This is a genomic window from Legionella qingyii, from assembly GCF_003990155.1.
In the GTDB taxonomy this organism is placed as follows: Bacteria; Pseudomonadota; Gammaproteobacteria; order Legionellales; family Legionellaceae; genus Legionella; species Legionella qingyii.
The window spans coordinates 1-19,517 of record NZ_RZGX01000017.1; the positions used below are offsets into that span (position 1 = coordinate 1).

Sequence of the window (19,517 nt, forward strand, 5' to 3'; positions counted from 1 at the left end):
CACTGATCAAATGCTCCGGAATCGGTGATCAAGTAATGCCGGAATCTCTGATCAAGTGTTTCCGGAATCTGCGATCAAATGCGGCCGGAATTGGTGATCATTTCGCTCCGGAATACACACATCATGTGCATCACCATTTCTTTTAACAATTAAAAAAGTATTAAATTTTATCGAAAAAATTAAACACCTTGACACCGAACCTAGCGCACTGTAGAAATTAAACCATTAAAGGATATAGAAGGAGATACTATGGAAGAAAAACTCGAGCTCCACCGACAAGAAATAAACAAGGCAACTCAGCCAATTTTTACCCGTCTTGAACACTATCGCAAAGTGATGTTTGAAATAAGGAACTTATTAAAGAACTATTTTTTTAATGAGGGGCGCACCCAAAAACTCACCGAAGTTGCTCAGGGAGAAGAACAAGTTTTTAGCTTCAATATGGTTCGTGATGCTATGGAACAATGCTTGGCTGATGAACGTATATTAGTAGCGACTGCAGAATCAATTATGGATTCAGCAGAAAACCCGCGTCTTGTAGCCGCTTTTGATACTCACGTTTTAGCAAGTGGCTTACCCTTAGAGTTTCATAAACAAGACGGTGTATACCTCTTTAAACCCGAAAAAAACTATACTCCCGAAGCACAAGCCTTTATGCAACAATTTGCTTGTGCCTTGGGGGCTTACCGAGTGTGTTTGGGCGTTTGCGAGCTCTATTTTTCTATCTATCGTCACCCAAGTATACAAACAGAACCGCTTCAAAACTACATTGAGTCAGCGCATTATTTGAAGCGACAATTTAATGAAGAAGCCGATTTAATTTCTTTACATAAACAAATAAAGACAATAAAAAAAGAAATCACCGGCTTGCTTCGAGCAGAGAAAGTACATAACGGCTTAAATCAATTTGAAAAAGATATTAATTTGCTCGCAAATAAATTGGTTGAGTTATTGGAGTCTGGGGCAGTTCATTTACAAAATGGCTATAAAGAATTTCCTAACAATCCCATATTATGGATGCTGCATGATCGTAGTTGGCATGCCTTGATCAAGACTATCTCCGGACTACTCTATGCAGATCAATATACCTATTCGACTATGTATAGCACATTAGAAATTAAGAAAGAATTTACTGGTCTTATCAAGACCGAAATAGATAAGTTTAAAACCATAAACTTAGCCCAAATACCCTTGCTTAAAATTGAACTACTAAGAAAAGCAGGAACGCTTATTAATGAAATAAAAATCGATACGCTTGCGAAGCTTGCTGAACAAGGAATTGAGTTAATTGAAGCACCTAAAACAGGCATGTTTTCTCCCCCGCTCTCGAATAGTATTTATGGACTAATGCTGGCCTATCAACAAAGGCAATTAACAGGCCTCAATGCAACTGAAGAGGAATTCGAAAAGGATGACGAATTTGATCAAGATTTTAAATCATTAAATAACTATCTATAAACATCATAATTATCATGATAAAAGGAGGCTCTCACTGAGTCTCCAGTGATTTTCTTCGCTTAGGAACAAACCGTTTTTTAAAACACCATTGAATAGGCAGCAGCAAGGGCAATAGTATAGGTCAATAAGAGCAAAACTCGCTGCAATGTCTTAACAGATACCGCAAGGAAAACAACAAGCAAATGAACCAAGAATAATGCACCAAGAACATAGAGGTTTATTCGTTGCGCCACTGGATAAGAATGACTTCTAAGAAATCCATCAGGAAATGCATTCAAACGGATTATAACTGTCCCCATAAGAATGATTAAATAAAATAGATACAAAACCAGAATATAAGTGACAAAAAATATAGAAACCTCAAATTTTGAGGCCCTTTCTTTTTTATCCAGGTTTTTAATAAAAATTAATGCACTTAGAGAAACAATAAACCCAACAAAATTAAAGCGTACAAATGGGGAACTGATTAAAGGAAAGAAATTCGCATGGGTTAACAACGACCATTCATACTCAGCGATCAATCCAATAAGTACAATGGGAACAAAGAGTACTGACTTCAATAATATGGCAGATACATTGTGTGTTTTATTAAACGACTGAAATAAAAAATTGGTGTATTGCATATTAAGAAAAATATTCCAAACAAATGCAGTAACAAAAATTAAGAAAAAAGCCTCAACAAGAAACAGCAACGTGATAGGACTCAACAAGGTAGACATAAAATTTTCGTGCATCGCGGTTCCAAAAAAAGTAATGGTTTTTCATAAGTATAGAACGTGTATTTAATCCAAACGTCTCCTCATTACATTTTCCCTGCGCTAATTAATATTTCTTCTGCAAGAAGCATCATCGATTATTCCTTTCCCCCAGGATAGTCAAATTTTAATCACCTATAATATAAATAACCCCAATTGATTTTGTTTTGATCATGGCAAATAAAATTAAGGCTATTTCCCAACAATTATCTGAGTTGGGCATTAAGCATCAAAGTGAGCTTCCGCGGGACTATGAGCATGATTTAATGCAACAAGCCGCGTATATTGATCAGTTAAATCATGCGGCATACGAAGCAATCGAAGCGCAATATGCAAAATTTAACCCCGAAGCATCGAAAGAAGAGCAAATTATATTTTTCAAAAAAATTCTCGCGATAAAAAATATCTTGAGGGACTTACAAGTTGTCCATAATGATTTAACAAATAATTTATATGCAATTTCGGCGCTCTATATTCATGATGAACAAGAAATTTCATTAAACAACCAATACATTCTTCCCGAATTAAAAGAAAAAGAACCCAAGGAAATTGTGCGAACCAATTTTTACCAACTACTCACTAATATAAATAAAAATAATTCACTAACTAGCGAAGAATTTAATTTCATTAACTCACTCTTAATGCAAATTGCTTCCAGACCGGAAGGAATAAAGTTGATTGTAAAACTAAATTATTTGCTAACAACGAAGGAAGCTCAATTAATCTTAAAGCCCAGCAATAATTTTGAATGTTCAATGGCTGCAGGAGGACTCGCAAAAACAAGCCCGGAATTTTCCAGAAAATCGATAACACCTGAGCAAGATTTTAAAACGATTTTTAAAAGGGAGACCCTTCGCGGAGTCGGTTCTGGAACAGTGCGTATTGGTGTAGATTATCGCTATAATGATAAAGTTTCTTCATTGAATTTGGAGGTCTATGCCTCAGCTGGCAAGGGGCTAACTGATATTGGCCCGCCATTTATTTTATTAGGTCATGAACTTATTCACGCTCTGCACAATCTTACAGGCAAAGCCAGAGATAATTTTGGACCTTTTTTCCAGGGACCGAAATATAGAGATGATCCCTTGATGGAAACTTTATATCCTACAAAGTCCATGTATAGTTATGGTCCTTCGGCTGAGGAGTATTGGACCATTGAAGGTGGAACTCTTTGTGAAAATTCACTTCGTAAAGAACACAAATTATTTAATAGAACTGGCCACCTCAGCGCAGAGCCAGGGAGTCGAGCGATTCGCGATCTTTATTATCTAGGCTTAGCCCGAAGTTATTCTGAATCTGATTTGGAAACTTTTGTAAGTTACATTCTTAAGGCCGAGACAGCAGAGGAGTTCAGCGAAGAGGATAAAATTGTTGAACGAGTGCTAAAAATTGAACAATTTAATTATTTGAATTATTCCTTAACAAATCTAATTAACTTAAGCAAAATTCCATCTTATCAATTCAAAAAAATAGAAAACATCGTCGAACAATTGAAAAATCCTAGAGAGGGGTCGAATGATGAAGATACATTACAAACTTTATTAATGCTCGTACCATCTAAAATAGCTCAGTTATTTATTGCAATTAGAAATAGTAACGATCTGGATAGTGGAGAAGAAATCGATGCAACAGTCCTTAATGAGATTTTACCTAATCTCCAAAGAATTGATAAAATGCTAATATCCCTAGATTTACCCGAGCACTTCCAAAATTCCTTCAGCAAATTCACTGAACACATAGAAGCAAGAGCTACCAAACCTTATTATTCCTTATAACTCTTGCATTCCAGGTGCACTTTAGGTTTGATATAAAAGGAATTAAGACGGCATTGAGTTTGGCATTACACTTGAGCCCAATTGTTCTTGCTTATCATTTTCTCTATTATTGTTGATCTCTTCTTTAAAACTCTTAATCTTTGCAACACCTTTGGTTATGATATTTTTATCAAAAATAGAAGCTACTTTTAAAAAAAACTCAGATACTTTTCTTAAAACTCTGGGTAGTTTGTGCTTTAGGCTTGAAGCACAATGTAAATCAACCTGATCTTGTAATGAGTCTTTGTTTTCAATTCTACCCACAAGTACATTACAAAATTTCTTCAGTTGCTCTTTTTTCATAACATCATGGGACGGGTCCATACCAAGGATTTCTTTATCCAGTAACGACACTAAATTAAAGATATCCTTCTTATATAAAATAACCTCACTAAGACTACGAACCTTTTCTTTTCCTTCTTCCTCAAGCCTATGATTAACTACCTCTAACAATCTGCTTCGAATGCCGTAGGTAAAAGCTCCCCCTTTAGGTATCCCGGTAATTTCACTTAATACTCGGATTAAATCCTTGGCTTTAAAATTAAATTTTGTATTTTCTTCTACCAATTCCGCTATATCTTTGGGGACTTTTACGTCTCCAAGTACAAGACAACATCCTAGTTCCAGGCTTTCATAGATTATTTCCCTATCCGTGCGACTGTAACCCTCTACATTCGCTAAGAGACCTCTTATCTTCTCCCATTGGCCTGATTGTGCATACAATGGCATTAATTGTCGCTGAACTTCAATATTATCTTGGGTTCCAAGACGTTCTAAAGCCATAATTTTCTGGGTACGACTATGTAGATGATGAATCCGGTCAAACTCCGTTTTAATCTCCGATGTAACATTGGGAATAATCGATATTTTTGAGGGGATCATCAGCGCTTTTTCTTTAGGTAATTCCTGGATCATATCTTGTATTTCTTTGGCTGCTTGATACCAGGTTACTCCATTCTCATGCTTAAACGCCTGACTCAATAATTTATTAATTTTTTCATATCCAGGCGTAGCTCCGATGATATTCTTTACATTCAAACAATAGGCTTCAGGAGAGCAATAAGTGCTATGTTGCAAATCATCTATCTCTCGAGCGCGAGCACGGAACATAAAGTTCATGTAGGGGTCTTGACCAACAACCGCCGTGCCAACAAGCCCTATGTTCTTTTTCCATACATCAAACGGAATGGATGCTGATTCTTCCCGCCCCCAAGTCATAATGCGGACATTTACCTCATCGTTTTGTTCATCATACTCGATATTTCTAATAATAAAAAAATGACCATCCATAAAGCGTTGTATTAGATTTTTACTCTCAGGAACACCATCCTCTGGATCAAGAATATAAGAAGCAAGATCTCCTGTACCCGCAAAACCAACCTTGTAACCATCCTGGATGAGGAGTTGTAATTGCTTTATTGCTTCCCGATTATGGATGGGAATATTTTGCACATGGTGATAACCTGCCTGTTTCATCCACCGGTTGATTTCCTGGTGGGTCGTAACGCCAAAGAGCTGCTTGGCCAGTTCTGCACCTTCTTCACTATAGCGAGCAATAGAATTTTCCGAAGAACGGATCCCATTTAAAATGACATGATCGACATCTCGAATAGTATCTCCCTGGTCACTTTTTTTATTTGCAACCGCGTCAGTTACTTCAATGCGCAATATGCCTTCTTTGCCAGCAAATTCTTTAAGATCACACACGCCTTTTGAAACAAGCTGTGATACGATTTGTACGTATTTCAAGGGATTAAATAAGGCGAGATTGTGTACAAAAGCATTAACGCCGCAGACCTGCTCATCTCGTTGATTGATATAACGGGGATCCAATACGCGAATCATCATTTGTAATGCAAGTAAATTACGATCGAAATTCTTAAATTTAAGCGTATCCTCCTCATTTAAAAAATTATTTAAAAAGTTTTCATCCCTATAAGCTTCATAATCACACTTTATAGAATTCAATAAGGGGAATTCTATAAGTATTTTTTTAATTGCCTCTTGTTCTCCTGTTAGATAAGCAAACGCTTCCAGCTGTTTCGCTACTGTATATAGTTGAGGGTTGTTTTTATCGTGCCAATCGTTTTGCATCTTTCGAAGATGCGCTTGGAATTTTTGCAACAGCATTTTTGCCAAATTTCTCACATGCGCTGGTGATAAGGGAGCATCCTCTTCATTTTGACTGATACGCGTAACGCTATCTAAAACAAGTAAATAATCCTGATAGGAATTGGCCTTTTTTCCTTCAATGGTTGCATAAAATGTGGCTTGTCCATCACTACCATAATCTAAAAAATCCAATAGTGCATATCCCATAAGAGCCTCAAATAAAAACTGTATTTTTTAATGAGCAAACACCTGGAATGTATTCGTGTTTGAAGAAAATTTATTATTTTTTATCACATTAAAAAATACTAGGTTGCTCCACATCGCGCTTATAATCTTAATTATAGTTGAACATTTAGGTTTAAAATTACTTAAACAAGGGATAACCAGGGGAGTTACAGATTATTTTTAAAAAAGAATGCAACAATTGGCACTGATGGCCTTCCCTTTAGTTTGATAGGCTTAATAATGGTTTAGATTTTTTTTGTTCAACTTCTCACGATAAGCAAACTCTTTGTCACTTAACTAGGGAATGAATTGTTAACACGCCCTAATGAATTGAATCTTGAGCAAAGAACTAAAATCATATCGATTAAAATCTAGACTTCCCCGTCAATTCTTCGGCACCAAAACGAGAATTTTTTTACTCAAGAAAATAACTTTTACTATAGCTCACAATGAGTTAATATTAATCACTATGATTATCTTAACTATTTTCATGGCTTCATTTTGAATTCTAAATTCCTGCAGATCAAATTGAACAATTCGTTATGAAAACTTCGTAGAAATTATATTTTTTATAATGACGACATAAGATATCGCATTTAGAAAAAAAGGCTGTTGTTGAAAAATAAACCGTATTTTTCATTGGCCTATCATTTTGACATTAGTGATTTTGAAAGTAATGCTGTGAACGGAAGAATGGACGTCCTCGAAAACAGAATGTAATTTTGAGGATTTTTCTGGCTAACTAAAGAAGAGAGGGATAATGGGCATTTTTAAGGATATGACAGACCGTTATTGTCAAAAAATATTGGAAACCTATCAATCGCAAGCGGATGAAAAAACCTATAAAGGTAAAGAAGCGGAATTATTGGTTCAAAGGAATGATTTTGCTAAATGTTTAATCAAAAAAATTAAAGAAATAGAAGTTAATGATAATAATCATCTTGACTATTTTGAACGCGTTTTAAAAGAAATCAATCTGAATCTAAAAGAAGTTAAATCGGCAGTCAAAGAATACAATAAAGAATTCAAGACAGAATTTACCACGGATCTTTATGAAACCCTTTTTAATAGCAGTCTAATCAATTTTATTCAAGCCTTACGTAACCTGTTTGAAAGTAGCCCTACTCTCATTACTGACATTAAAGATAAATCGTCCTTTAGCAACGAGAGAAATGTTCCCTGGGTTTGTCAATTTTCATTTATCTTGTATGAATATATTCTTGAAAGAGAATTTGACATTGCGGTCAATAAAGTGGATAGAGATATTTTTGATGCAAAAAAACAATTGATCTTTAAGTATATCCAAAGCGTAGGGGACCTCTGTTCTCGATTTAACATGAAGGAAGATGATACCAGCTATCAGGAGTTGATGAAGGCGTTATTAAAGAGCATGCGTTCGGAAGAGCAAAAAATACAACGACGCCAATCAGAAGGAAATACAACAAGTTATAATTTCATGGCTTATCTTTATAAAGCCTCCGAACAAATAGTAGGGAAGAATCATTTAGGACAAAAAATTGATCTTTTAATGAGCGAATTTGATGGCAGGGCGGAGCAGGGATTAGTGTGTAAATAATCCCTGGTCATGCACCTTCAATAACATTCGTTCTGGAGTTTTATTCACTTTTTAGGTTTTGCTGCAAAAAATCAAAGGCTTTTCGCGCGTACGCAAGTGGAGGCGCTTTTTCGGGATCTTGTTCCGCCTCAACGATCATCCAACCGGAATATTGATTTTTTTGCAGCATCTTAATGATGGAGAGAAAGTCAATGGCACCATCTCCAGGAACAGTAAATACCCCAGCACGTACTGCATCCATAAAACTCATATGTTCGTTCTTCACTCGGCTAAGAACTTCAGCACGAATATCCTTTAAATGAACATACAAAATGCGATCATTATATTTATTGATTAAATCAAGCGAATCAATATTCGCCAACGCGGCATGCCCTGTGTCAAGCAATAAAGAAATCAATTGCGGGCTTGTATTTTCCATTAAATAATCGATTTCATGCTCATAAAAAACCCCCGTTCCTGCATGATAGTGATAAACAAGACGCATATTAAAATCATAAGCAATACGGCCAATGGCATGTAATCCCTGAATCAGTTTTCCCCACTGTGCCTCACTAAATTCAGGTTTTTGCGGACTTAAAACAGGCTGTTGTGTTCCTTGAATGGAATGGCCGCATTCACAAACATTGATAAACGATGCGCCCATCGCTCGCATGAAACTTAAATGCTCCATAAATCGCGATAAAGTATGCTCATATTGCGTAGACTCGGTAAAATAAGTACTGAACCAAGCACTAGATAACTGCAATCTACGCTCATTTAACGCCTTTTTTAAAACAGAAACCTCACGAGGATATTTATTACCAAGTTCTGTCCCCACATAACCTGCTTCTGACATTTCTTTAATGCATTGTTCAAAACTAATTTCCTTGCCCAACTCAGGATCATCATCATTGCACCAATTAATTGGTGCTATTCCCAGTTTAATATGCATACATCTTTTCCTTAATATTCTTTAACCTGTTTTAATTGTTCCTGCATCACGTGATGCGCCTTGGTTACTTCTTTAGAATTGGATATTTCTGCAACCGCGACGCGCCACCAGGTTTGATAGCCATTACTCATGGTTTTAGGCAGTATCGGTACGACAATCACGGAGGATTGTTGTTCATTGTGAGCCGCATCCATAGCAACAGCCAGTTGCTCATAAGAATCGACAAAAAAAGTTTTAGCGCCGAGTCCGGCGGCATATTTACAAAAATCAATCGGTAAATAATCCCCGGATAACTTATTGGTTTTAGCCTCCCGATAGCGAAACTCATTACCAAATCCTTGGCTACCCTGACTTTCTTGCAAGTTTCTAATGCATTGAAAACCATGATTATCAAAAATGATAATGGTCATTTTTTTACGCTCTTGAATACTCGTCAGCAGTTCAGAATGCATCATCACAAAGCTGCCATCACCCACCAAGACATATACGTTACCAGGAGTATTTTCTTTCGCCAGTCGTACCCCTAAACCCGCTGCGACTTCGTAGCCCATGCAAGAGTAAGCGTATTCCAGATGATAATCTTTAGGCTTTTTGGAATTCCAAAGACGGTGCAAATCACCGGGCAAACTGCCCGCGGCACAGATAATGACATCCTCTTCAGTCACCATCTCATTTAATAGACTTAAGACCTTAATTTGTGATAACCCACCTTCTGCTACCTGGGGCGAAGCACCAATGCGTTTTACCTCCTGCTGCCATTCATTTTGATAGTGCCGCACCTGTTGCTGATATTCTTGGGGTGTTTGATACGCGCCCAATTTCCTTCCTAATTGCTCCAAGCCTGTTTTTGCATCTCCTTTCAACATCAAACCATTCATTTTGATTGCATCAAAACGAGAAACATTGAGATGAATAATTTGGCATTCTTGATTTTTAAAACCCCATTTAGACGCGGTGGTAAAATCTTGCAGGCGTGAACCAATCACTAAAATCACATCAGCTTGTGCGCACAAAACATTCGCTACTTCAGAACCCGTAACACCTACTCCGCCCACATTCATGGAATGACTGGCTGGCAAAGCACTTTTACCAGCCTGGGTTTCCGCAACAGGGATTTTATGATGTTCAGCAAATTGCGATAACACATCAGCCGCCAATGAATAATGCACGCCCCCTCCGGCAATAATGAAAGGCTTTTTGGCTTTAAGAATAAGTTGCGTTGCTTCCTCAAGAGCACGTTCAACCACCGGCGCTCTATCAATGTGCCAAAACCGTTTTGCAAAAAAGGAATCTTCATAATCATAGGCTTCAGATTGCACATCCTGCGGCAAACATAAAGTGACAGCACCGGTTTCGACAGGATCGGTGAGCACTCTCATGGCATTGATGCACGCCGTCATCAACTGCTCTGGGCGATTAATTCGGTCCCAATACTTACTCACCGGTTTGAAGCAGTCATTAACAGATAGAGTATAGTCGTGTGATGCTTCAAGTTGTTGTAATACAGGATCTGGTTGTCTGCAACTGAATATATCGCCTGGTAGTAACAATAAAGGAATTCTATTGGTTGTGGCGGTAGCTGCTGCAGTAATCATATTGGTCGCACCTGGACCTATGGAAGAGGTACAAGCAAAAATACTTAATCTATTTTTTTGTTTCGCATATGCTGTCGCTGCATGAGCCATTCCTTGTTCGTTATGCCCTTGATAATAAGTCAAACCATAATTGTCGTATTCAAGAGCCTCGCCTATACCAGTCACATTGCCATGCCCAAAAATTCCAAATATGCCTGCAACAAACTGATGTGATTTATCATCCAACACTACATATTGATTTGCTAAAAATCTCAATAAGGCCTGAGCCATTGTCAATCTAATCTTCATGAAAGCTGTCCTATAAGATTATTATTTTTCCATACCCGGTTATTTGCCTTATGTGTTCTCGTCCATTCATGCTCTTTGATAAAGGTTGGCGTCATGTACGGGTTATCTTTTAAATGACGTATAAACCAAAGTGTATAAAGAGCATACCCAGGGGCAGCACAATGCGCATGGGTCTGAGCATTCGCGATTCGATAAGTATCATAATTCTCGATACGTAAAACCTCTTTCCCATGTTCACCAAACGCATAGCCTTGTGGTTCTGAAAAACGGTAATGATAGATTTCAGGTTGATCGTGATAATGGGAGGGATAACTTGACCATCTCCCTTGGAAGGTAATAATTTCGCCAACAACCAAATTTGACTCAGGTCTGTTGCGCTTATCAAATACAGTCCTTACGATGCGATACGAGCTATCGTCTAAAATGTCTTTTCCTCGATTATCCAACTCCAAAAGATTCGACTGATTAAATAATAAAGGAGCAAATGAAGCATCATTCTCAGTTTCAATCAATAGAATTTCACAATCAGTCAACGCTTCAACAGCCGCTATTTGGCCTGATGGGCAATGTAGGACTATAGGTTCTTGAGAAAAATAATCGTATCGCGCGACGCGTTGACGTTGATGCGCAAAATGAAATTCTACGCTTCCCGTCATTAATAGCGCCGCAAATTCATAATGCTCATTAAATAAATAGTTCTGTCCTGCAGTTAATTTAATTGAGCTAAAATTCATGCTGTCATTCGATAAAGGATTTATGGTGACAATCGAATTGAATCCGTTAGGGAACCCTTGTGGATTCTTAATAAGCACCTGGGGATGCGCTTTCTTTTGGTGCAATTGCGTTAAATGAGCACTGTTCCAAATCCGCGGATGTTCATCAAAATGGTGAATAAAATACTCGAGTTCTTCTTTATAAGGAATAGCCGGAGCACAACCATGACGCGTGACGACTAAAGCACCACTTGCATTTGCATAAGTAGTAGCAACCTCCCAAGTTTGTCCTCGTAAAAGAGCAGATAAAAGACCGGCCATAAATCCATCCCCAGCACCAAGTACATTAAGTACTTCAACAGGAAACGGTTTAGTTGGCAGGTTCTGGCTGCTGTGGGCAAAATTAACTTCACATCCTTTTTCACCTTGTTTTATCACTACAGGAGCTTGAGTTAACCCCCTTATTTTCTGTAATGCGCTATCCACTTCATCGCACCCACCGGCAATACAAATTTCCTCTTCCGTACCAACAATTAAATCACAAAAAGGCAAAATGTGTTGATAGGTTTTACTCACGTTTTGGCTCTGGAGATATCGAGTTTCTCCATCTCCCAATGCAGTTAATCCCCAAAGAACTGGACGATAATCCAGATCAAGAACGACTGCAGTTTCGGCTTTTCGTGCACGTTGTACAACTTCTTCAGTAGTTTGTAGCATCGCTTCTGTGGATAAACCCGTGCCTGTAATTAAAATAGCTTTTGCCTGCTGCAATATATTTTGGTTTATTTGATGCGACTTAATTTGCATATCCGCACAATCAGTGCGATAAAACATTAAAGGAAACTCATGCGGCGGCTTAATACCTAGCAAAACAAGGCCAGTTAAATGATGGGCAGTTTCTTGCAATAAATTCGTATTGACTCCTTCACTTTCGAGTTCGTTTTTTAAAAAACGCCCCATCTCATCCTGGCCAATACAAGAAAACATCATACAATTCAGGCCAAGGCGAGCCGCGCCTACAGCGATATTTCCCGCACAGCCGCCTAAGTATTTTTTAAAACTCTGGGCCTCGCTCAGTGCAAGGCCAATTTGCTCTGCATAAAGATCAACTGCCACACGCCCCATGCAAATCAAATCTACAGGTCTTGTTGCATCAAAATAAAATGATTGATGAATCATGCCGTCCTCAACTCAAAAAAACAGGTAATTTGGTTACTAGCGATTGTTTCGCTGCTTGAGCTATGCGTAAAGCGAGCAACCCATCTCTCCCAGACACAGGACTTGGTTGATTATGCCGCCAGGCATCATAAAATGAAGTTAACTCTGCCCTAAATGCCTGATGATAGCGCTCAAGGAAAAAATATTCCGGATTGGCTTGTTCTGTGAACGTATTGGCGTAATGCATCACTGAATGTTTCAATTGATTGTTTGCCAGTAACATTCCTTCTTTACCAAAGACTTCAATGCGTTGATCGTATCCATAAACGGCCTGACGACTATTATCGATTACTCCCAAAGCACCGTTGGCAAAACGCATTTGGATGATCGCCGTATCGACATCATCTAATGCCTCAAAATCAGGATTAATAAGAACTGCTCCGGTTGCATAGACCTCAACAACTTCTGATTGGGTTAGAAAACGCGCCATATCAAAATCATGAATGGTCATATCCATAAATATACCACCGGAGGTAGCGCAATATTCTTTAGGAGGACAAACAGGATCACGAGAGGTAATCTTAACCAGATGCACTGCTCCAATTTCACCTGCTTGCACCTGCTTTTGTAGATACGCAAAACTGGGATCAAAACGTCGATTAAAACCAAGCTGCAATAACGTATTATTCGCCTGCACTGTATGTAACGCATCCAAAATTTCTTCTTCATTCAAGCCAATTGGTTTTTCACAAAATATCGCTTTCCCAGCTTCACTTGCTGCTTTAATCTGCTGCACATGTAAATTCGAAGGTGAAGCAATCAAAATCGCATCCAAATTTGGATGAAACAGTACTTCTTCAAAATGGGTGTATTGGCCGGCAATAGAACATTTATCGGCCCACGCTTTATTCAAATAAGGATCGGCGATGGCTTGTAGCTCAAATTGTGGTAAATAATTTTTGATATTCTCTGCATGTAATTTACCGATTCGTCCGGCACCAATGATTCCTATACGACATCTTCTTTGTTCATTTTCATTTTCCATTTTTACTCTCTCACTAATTCAAATTCATTTGTTTTTATTGCTGATACTGGCTTGCCGATGTCCCTGATTTTTTTACCTGCTAGTAAATTTTTTTCTATTTTTTCTAAAGAAATTCCTGTTGTTTCAGGTACAAAATGATAAATAAAGAAAAAGGCCATCAAGCATAATGAACCAAATATGGCAAAAGAAAGCGCCTCGCCTAAATTTTGGTAAATCGTCAAAAAAGATATAGAGACTACAAAATTAGCGCCCCATTGCACCACAGTGGCAATGCTCATCGCCAGGCCACGCACGGATAAAGGATAGATTTCGGAGATTAAAACCCAAAATAAAGATCCGACACTAATGCAATAACCCATCACGTATACTGATAAAGCCCCCAATATCCAAAATTTTTGACCTGGTAATGGTGTATTAAATAACAAGCAAACCACAAAGAGACTCAATGCAGCGATCATCGTACCGCTTAATAATAAGAAACGTCGACCAAGGGTATCGATATAAAATAATGTCAGTAGCGTAAATAAAAAATTAACCGCGCCCATGCAAAAAGTGGCCAAAATGGCATTAGTAACAGGATAAAAGCCTACAGATTCAAAGATCACTGGCCCGTAATACATGACGGCATTAATTCCCGAGAATTGCTGAAATATCCCTAAAGCAATGCCAACAGCGAGAACAAAAATAATTGGCGCTTTGGATAATAAGTTATTATTCGGTTGAATTCGTTTTAAATTACTCTGAATTTCATCGATTTCTTTTTGAATGTCATAACCGGAGGGACGGATTCTCTGTAAAAGCCTGAGTGTTTTATTCACTCCATATTTCTTCATGACCCAACGTGGAGAATGGGGAACAAAATGCATCCCGGTAAATAGAATCAAAGCAGGAATACTTCCCATTCCAAATAACAATCGCCAACTGTTTGTCGAATAATCATGAAGGAAATAACCGATTAAATAAGCTATAGCTTGGCCAAAAGTAATCGTTAAACCATTAATCAGAACTAAAGTTCCTCTTCTATTGGGAGGAGCAATTTCCGCGATGAACAACGGAGCTATATAAGAAGCAATACCAATACAAACGCCGATGATGAATCGACCAGCTAATAACCATATGAAATCACCGGTGAGTGCACATAGAGCGGTCCCCAAAATAAAGCCCATTGCAACTGTTTTTAGTAAGAAGCGCCGACTTAGCCTGTCAGCAAAGAAACCACTTAAAGGAATACCAAGAACGCAACCAAGGATACTAATGCTTACAATCTGGGACCATTGCCACTCGGAAAGAGACAATTGGGCCATAACTTGATCTTTAACATCCGCAATGACGCTGGAATCAAAACCAAATAAAAACCCTCCAAATCCAGCAATGAGGGCTATAAAAAAAATAAATGAATTGACTCCTTCCTTCATGGTATCACTTTCCTTAGCTCATCCTTAATCGTTGCTGATGTTATCACCCTCCATAGTGAATAAACAGATGCTGATAACCTGGAAAACCGCTTCCTGGCAATAATTGCACTTGAGACAGGTAAAGCCACCTTATTGAAAAATGCCCCTTCCCCAAATAGCTTTAATCCAGTGTGGTCGCCCGACAGCCAAAAACTACTGTTCAATACCTTTATAGACAATGATTGGCACCTGGCATTAATCAATGCTGATGGCAGTGGTTATCACATTATAAAGAATACTCAAAACGAATACAGTCCAGCATGGGCTGCGAATGGAACATCTTTTTTGAGCCATGATCTGGAGACAATTTATTGGATGGATTTTGAAGGCAATTTAATAAAAAAATGGCGCCTTAATGTCATTATCCCGCACGCAAGCATGAGCAGTGCTTCGCATATCAACGTCTCTCCTAATGGAAAAACGCTAATTATGGATGTAGATATGGATGAAAACATCCACAGAACGAATTGGAATGAGCCCCCACTTGCATTATGGACATTTGATCTTGACTCAGAAAAAGCAATCCGGATTACTCCAAAGGGCGTATTGGCATGGAGTCCTTTTTGGATTAACTCAGAAGAGTTTATCTTTTTAGAACAACGAGGAAATGAGAAATCTCCCTCGCTGTTTCGTGGTTCACTAAAAAGCCCCTCTAAGACACTCTTATTAAAGGATGTTCAGACCCCAAGCGTTTCGCGATAGCGTACATCCATTAGGGCTATTCAATCGCTGGAAATAAAATAGAGACAAATTAAAGTAAAATAGTTTATAAAGAACTAAGGGACACTATAACAAAATACAATTATGGATCGTACGAAGAAAAAAAGTATTTTTGCCGGCTTATACGGAAATACTTTAGAATGGTTTGATTTTCTTCTTTATGCCAATTTTACTCCTTTATTTGCGCAAATATTCTTTCCATCTAATGTCTATTTTGTGTCTCTCCTTCTCACCTTTGGCGTATTTTCAGTAGGCTTTTTTATGCGCCCATTAGGAGGGGTATTATTAGGACATTATGCCGATCATATCGGCAGAAGAAAAACTTTGATTCTCTCGATGTCGATTATGACAGGTTCCACAGCATGTATCGCTTTGGTACCAGATTTTCATTCTTTGGGTATCCTTTCCCCGATATTGTTTGTTTTTTTTAGATTAATTCAAGGAATTGCCGTGGGAGGAGAACTTCCTGGTTCGACAACTTTTCTCATTGAGCATATGGCCGGCCATCGACGTGGTTTTGCGGGAAGTTTAGTATTAAGTACTGCCTTTTTTGGTATTTTTTTGGGTTCATTTACCGCATCGTTGCTCAGTGTTTTATTGACCGAAGATACTCTTCACTCTTGGGGATGGCGTTTGGCTTATTTAATTGGAGCGCTACTTGGATTAATAGGAATTTATTTACGTCTTAAAAGCGTTGAACCTGAAACCTTTTTGCATACCAAACATACCACCGAGCCTCCTGCAAAGATTGTGCTTTTTGTTCATCAGCGTAAATTATTATTAGCCATTATTTTTACGAGCATATTAGCAATGAGCAACTATTTACTCATTGCTTATATAACAAGTTTTCTCGTGAAATCAGAAGGATTTTTATTAAAAGATGCTCTAGTCGCTAACTTTATAGCACTATTGGTGTTAACGATATTAATTCCATTGATGGGCTTATTATCAGATTATTTTGGCAGGAAACCCGTTTTCTTATTGGGGGCTGTTGGTATTTCTATTTTTATTTATCCTCTCTTTATTCTTTTTCTGAGCGGAAATTGGTGGCATATCCTTATAGGTGAAATCGTATTAGCAATCATACTTGCACCACTGAATGCCACCGTACCTACTATGCTTGCAGAGATGTTCCCCACCGCGATTCGCGCCAGTGGCGTATCTATTGGGTATAATATTGGTCAGGCAGCTTTCGGCGGGACCATGCCTCTAGTTTCCTTAACCTTGGTTGAGTTAACCGGAAATAAATATGCTCCTGCATTATATATTATATTTTGGGTCGTTATAGCTATTATTGCGGCTCGATACACTAGAGAGACTTATCTTGATAAATTGGACTCATGATTGGCAAAGAGATGCGAAAACCTATTTTAGTTCACAAAAAAATTGCGGACCTCCCAATGAGAGCTTTATGATAGCTTAATAAAATAAAGACAGGATCACCGCGACTATGAACCACAAAATTATAAAACGTACCTTATTAAGCCTATTAGTTGTTTACTCGGCATCGGGTTTTACCGAACCCCATAGGGACAGTGTCTCTAAAGAAGAAGTAAATGGGACTTTCATAATGAAACTTCCTGCACCACATAATGATATTTCCAATGCTCTGACAGTTCGTGCCTTGGGAGGAGGGAAACTTAATATTTCCTTCGAATTAACATATCCTTATGTGGTTAATGGAGAACTTCAAGCCAATACAGGAGAACTATCGGGCGTGGCCAATATTAAAGGAGATACTGCTGTATATTCTTCTTCTGAATATGGCTCATGTACAATCACCATCACATTCATCAAGCCTGGAATGTTGTCTGTCAAGCAAGATGGCTCTGATGCGGATTGTGGTTTTGGTCATAATGTTTATGCCGATGGAACTTATTATAAAAAGAAAAAATAGATTGTTCTTGCTTAATGAGATTTAATATTTTGAATACTTGCACTTTGGTGAAACATTCAATATAGTGGAATATCAAGTTGGTATGTAGTTCCAGATTTAGACTAATGGATTTAGCTTTAAAAGGAATTTTACATGACAAGACTAGAAGAATTAATTTATTCCCTGACTGCAGTTATTGTTCGCTATCATGACAGTCAGCCGAAAGTAAAAAAATTGGTTAGTGAAACTAATGAGGAGCTACTCAGAGAAAAATCACTAATTCGCGCTAAAGAAATCATTCAAAATAAAGAGGTTCATTTTAAAATACGCTTGAATGAGCTCATTAAGCAATGCAGCGATAGCGGTCGAAGACCCTTCTTATATTATATTTTGCATGAAATATCATCACTAAAGGAACTTCTAGACAAAACTGGTTCGCTTGAGCCTGCCAAATTAGAAGAATACAAAAATCAAATTTTTCAATTGCTTGTTGATCTTAGGGAGCTTTTGGATACACCAAAGCACAAAACCTATAGAATGACTTACAGCAAGTCTGAAGATACTAAGGAAATGACCATTGGGTTGTCTGGTTTAAAAAATGATGGTTATATTGGCGGTGAACTATGTAACTCAGGGGATATTTTAAACGATAGTGTTTTGAGATCTTTTAATATAAGCACACAAACTTCCAATGCTCGAATTAGTGACATTGCAGAACAAATATGCACGGAACATCAGCACGCTCTTTTAGTACCAGAACTATTGGAAAAAAATGCTGCACAAAAAAAAATAAATTCAGAACAAGAAAAAGAACTGGGGGTATTAACAAACGAACAAAAAGAAACTCAAAAAAAACTAGCAAGCCTCACTGCAAAAGAACGCACGGCTATTTATGTGTTCTACATTTTATTCAAACGAATGCAGGCAAAAGAAGAAAAACAAAAATCGGTGATTGAACAGCAGCAAGATACCATTGACGAGTTACGCCAACAAATCAGCAACTTAACGCATCAAGTTGATTCAAAGCCATTAAATCATAGGTTTTATTCTCCCTCTTATTAAGGATTAAGGGTTACATTCTTGATTAATCGCGCTAAGAGTGTAGCCTTGTTAAAGCAAAGCGAAATCCCGGTTTTGTTAACACAGATTTCTCTGTTACAGCATGTGCTTTCATCCAGACTAGGCAGTGTTCACGATCACATCATTCAGAGGAGTTTACGGCAAGAAGCTCCTGATTTTAACTCATACCGCCTTCTGGGATTCATCACTACGCTCGAGATCTGAGTTATCGTTACCTTTTTTTATGCAAAAGAGTATTTAATTATTTATGTCCACATTAATAATTCATTTTGTTCAAAATTTATGTCGTTCCCGCGCAGGCGGAAACCTATTTCTAGCAAGCTACAGCGGCAGTTTAAGAATAGATTCCCGCCTGCGCGGGAATGACAACAATCTCTAATGTCTTCGCGGAAATGACAAAATCCCTAACGTCCGCTCGGGAACAACAAAATTCCTAATGTCCCTGGAATAACAAAAAACCTTAACCCACTGTCGTTCCCGCGCAGGCGGGAACCTATTTCTAGCAAGCTACAGTGGTAGTTTAAGAATAGATTCCCGCCTGCGCGGAAATGACTACAATCTCTAATGTCTTCGCGGAAATGACAAAATCCCTAACGTCCGCTTGGGAACAACAAAATCCCTAACGTCCGCTCGGGAACAACAAAATTCCTAATGTCCCTGGAATAACAAAAAACCTTAACCCACTGTCGTTCCCGCGCAGGCGGGAACCTATTTCTA

Annotated in this window: 14 protein-coding genes; 7 read left to right on the plus strand and 7 right to left on the minus strand. The window is 38.1% G+C overall.

All coding sequences use genetic code 11. The features are described 5' to 3' along the window. Positions 1 to 249: 249 nt before the first annotated feature. Positions 250 to 1,458, plus strand: coding sequence for a hypothetical protein (locus ELY20_RS12465; protein WP_110144142.1), 1,209 nt, complete (start codon positions 250 to 252; stop codon positions 1,456 to 1,458). 77 nt (positions 1,459 to 1,535) lie between these two features. On the opposite strand, the gene ELY20_RS12470 is transcribed toward ELY20_RS12465, so the two are convergent. Further along, on the minus strand, positions 1,536 to 2,192 hold the full coding sequence (locus tag ELY20_RS12470; RefSeq protein WP_110144141.1) for a hypothetical protein: 657 nt from the start codon (positions 2,190 to 2,192) through the stop codon (positions 1,536 to 1,538). A 194-nt stretch (positions 2,193 to 2,386) separates the two neighbouring features. On the opposite strand from ELY20_RS12470, the gene ELY20_RS12475 reads away from it, so the two are divergent. Next, entirely contained in the window at positions 2,387 to 3,988 is a 1,602-nt protein-coding gene (locus tag ELY20_RS12475) for a hypothetical protein (protein WP_110144140.1), read from the plus strand. Positions 3,989 to 4,030: 42 nt separating this feature from the next. On the opposite strand, the gene ELY20_RS12480 is transcribed toward ELY20_RS12475, so the two are convergent. Further along, complete coding sequence (locus ELY20_RS12480; protein WP_110144139.1) at positions 4,031 to 6,346, minus strand: hypothetical protein; 2,316 nt, start codon at positions 6,344 to 6,346, stop codon at positions 4,031 to 4,033. 778 nt (positions 6,347 to 7,124) lie between these two features. Between ELY20_RS12480 and ELY20_RS12485 the strand changes: the two genes are divergently transcribed. Then, positions 7,125 to 7,940, plus strand: a complete 816-nt coding sequence (locus tag ELY20_RS12485) for a hypothetical protein (RefSeq protein ID WP_110144138.1) — start codon at positions 7,125 to 7,127, stop codon at positions 7,938 to 7,940. 40 nt (positions 7,941 to 7,980) lie between these two features. Here ELY20_RS12485 and iolE read toward each other — a convergent pair whose 3' ends face one another. From iolE to ELY20_RS12510, 5 genes are read right to left on the minus strand one after another with little or no spacing between them, the layout of a single operon-like run. Further along, positions 7,981 to 8,871 carry a myo-inosose-2 dehydratase gene (gene iolE, locus ELY20_RS12490; protein WP_110144137.1) on the minus strand — a complete coding sequence of 297 codons (891 nt, stop codon included), beginning with the start codon at positions 8,869 to 8,871 and terminating at the stop codon, positions 7,981 to 7,983. Between the two features lie 11 nt (positions 8,872 to 8,882). Next, positions 8,883 to 10,754, minus strand: a complete 1,872-nt coding sequence (gene iolD, locus ELY20_RS12495) for a 3D-(3,5/4)-trihydroxycyclohexane-1,2-dione acylhydrolase (decyclizing) (protein ID WP_110144136.1) — start codon at positions 10,752 to 10,754, stop codon at positions 8,883 to 8,885. After that, positions 10,751 to 12,646, minus strand: coding sequence for a 5-dehydro-2-deoxygluconokinase (gene iolC / locus ELY20_RS12500; protein ID WP_110144135.1), 1,896 nt, complete (start codon positions 12,644 to 12,646; stop codon positions 10,751 to 10,753). Before iolC ends, iolD begins: the two co-directional genes overlap by 4 nt. A gap of 7 nt (positions 12,647 to 12,653) precedes the next feature. After that, positions 12,654 to 13,670, minus strand: a complete 1,017-nt coding sequence (gene iolG / locus ELY20_RS12505; protein WP_110144134.1) for an inositol 2-dehydrogenase — start codon at positions 13,668 to 13,670, stop codon at positions 12,654 to 12,656. A gap of 2 nt (positions 13,671 to 13,672) precedes the next feature. Further along, positions 13,673 to 15,085: a sugar porter family MFS transporter gene (locus ELY20_RS12510; RefSeq protein WP_110144133.1), complete on the minus strand. Its 1,413-nt coding sequence runs from the start codon at positions 15,083 to 15,085 to the stop codon at positions 13,673 to 13,675. A 168-nt stretch (positions 15,086 to 15,253) separates the two neighbouring features. Between ELY20_RS12510 and ELY20_RS12515 the strand changes: the two genes are divergently transcribed. The 4 genes from ELY20_RS12515 (at position 15,254) to ELY20_RS12530 (ending at position 18,782) form a co-directional block, all read left to right on the plus strand. After that, positions 15,254 to 15,826 (plus strand): TolB family protein, encoded by a 573-nt coding sequence (locus ELY20_RS12515; RefSeq protein WP_233590591.1) that lies wholly within the window; start codon positions 15,254 to 15,256, stop codon positions 15,824 to 15,826. 102 nt (positions 15,827 to 15,928) lie between these two features. After that, complete coding sequence (locus ELY20_RS12520; protein ID WP_110144131.1) at positions 15,929 to 17,188, plus strand: MFS transporter; 1,260 nt, start codon at positions 15,929 to 15,931, stop codon at positions 17,186 to 17,188. Between the two features lie 106 nt (positions 17,189 to 17,294). Continuing rightward, the gene (locus ELY20_RS12525; protein ID WP_233590592.1) at positions 17,295 to 17,741 is read left to right on the plus strand and encodes a hypothetical protein; all 447 of its coding nucleotides are present in this window, start codon (positions 17,295 to 17,297) and stop codon (positions 17,739 to 17,741) included. Positions 17,742 to 17,873: 132 nt separating this feature from the next. Then, positions 17,874 to 18,782 carry a hypothetical protein gene (locus ELY20_RS12530; RefSeq protein WP_126955583.1) on the plus strand — a complete coding sequence of 303 codons (909 nt, stop codon included), beginning with the start codon at positions 17,874 to 17,876 and terminating at the stop codon, positions 18,780 to 18,782. The last annotated feature ends 735 nt before the right edge of the window (positions 18,783 to 19,517 follow it).

What these genes read in the sequence shown, in the direction of transcription:
- iolD (WP_110144136.1), bottom strand. Translation starts at nt 10,754, where the DNA reads ATGAAGATTAGATTGACAATGGCTCAGGCCTTATTGAGATTTTTAGCA.
- ELY20_RS12530 (WP_126955583.1), top strand. Translation starts at nt 17,874, where the DNA reads ATGACAAGACTAGAAGAATTAATTTATTCCCTGACTGCAGTTATTGTT.
- iolG (WP_110144134.1), bottom strand. Translation starts at nt 13,670, where the DNA reads ATGGAAAATGAAAATGAACAAAGAAGATGTCGTATAGGAATCATTGGT.
- ELY20_RS12510 (WP_110144133.1), bottom strand. Translation starts at nt 15,085, where the DNA reads ATGAAGGAAGGAGTCAATTCATTTATTTTTTTTATAGCCCTCATTGCT.
- iolC (WP_110144135.1), bottom strand. Translation starts at nt 12,646, where the DNA reads ATGATTCATCAATCATTTTATTTTGATGCAACAAGACCTGTAGATTTG.
- ELY20_RS12520 (WP_110144131.1), top strand. Translation starts at nt 15,929, where the DNA reads ATGGATCGTACGAAGAAAAAAAGTATTTTTGCCGGCTTATACGGAAAT.
- ELY20_RS12475 (WP_110144140.1), top strand. Translation starts at nt 2,387, where the DNA reads ATGGCAAATAAAATTAAGGCTATTTCCCAACAATTATCTGAGTTGGGC.
- ELY20_RS12525 (WP_233590592.1), top strand. Translation starts at nt 17,295, where the DNA reads ATGAACCACAAAATTATAAAACGTACCTTATTAAGCCTATTAGTTGTT.
- ELY20_RS12470 (WP_110144141.1), bottom strand. Translation starts at nt 2,192, where the DNA reads ATGCACGAAAATTTTATGTCTACCTTGTTGAGTCCTATCACGTTGCTG.
- ELY20_RS12485 (WP_110144138.1), top strand. Translation starts at nt 7,125, where the DNA reads ATGGGCATTTTTAAGGATATGACAGACCGTTATTGTCAAAAAATATTG.
- ELY20_RS12480 (WP_110144139.1), bottom strand. Translation starts at nt 6,346, where the DNA reads ATGGGATATGCACTATTGGATTTTTTAGATTATGGTAGTGATGGACAA.
- iolE (WP_110144137.1), bottom strand. Translation starts at nt 8,871, where the DNA reads ATGCATATTAAACTGGGAATAGCACCAATTAATTGGTGCAATGATGAT.
- ELY20_RS12465 (WP_110144142.1), top strand. Translation starts at nt 250, where the DNA reads ATGGAAGAAAAACTCGAGCTCCACCGACAAGAAATAAACAAGGCAACT.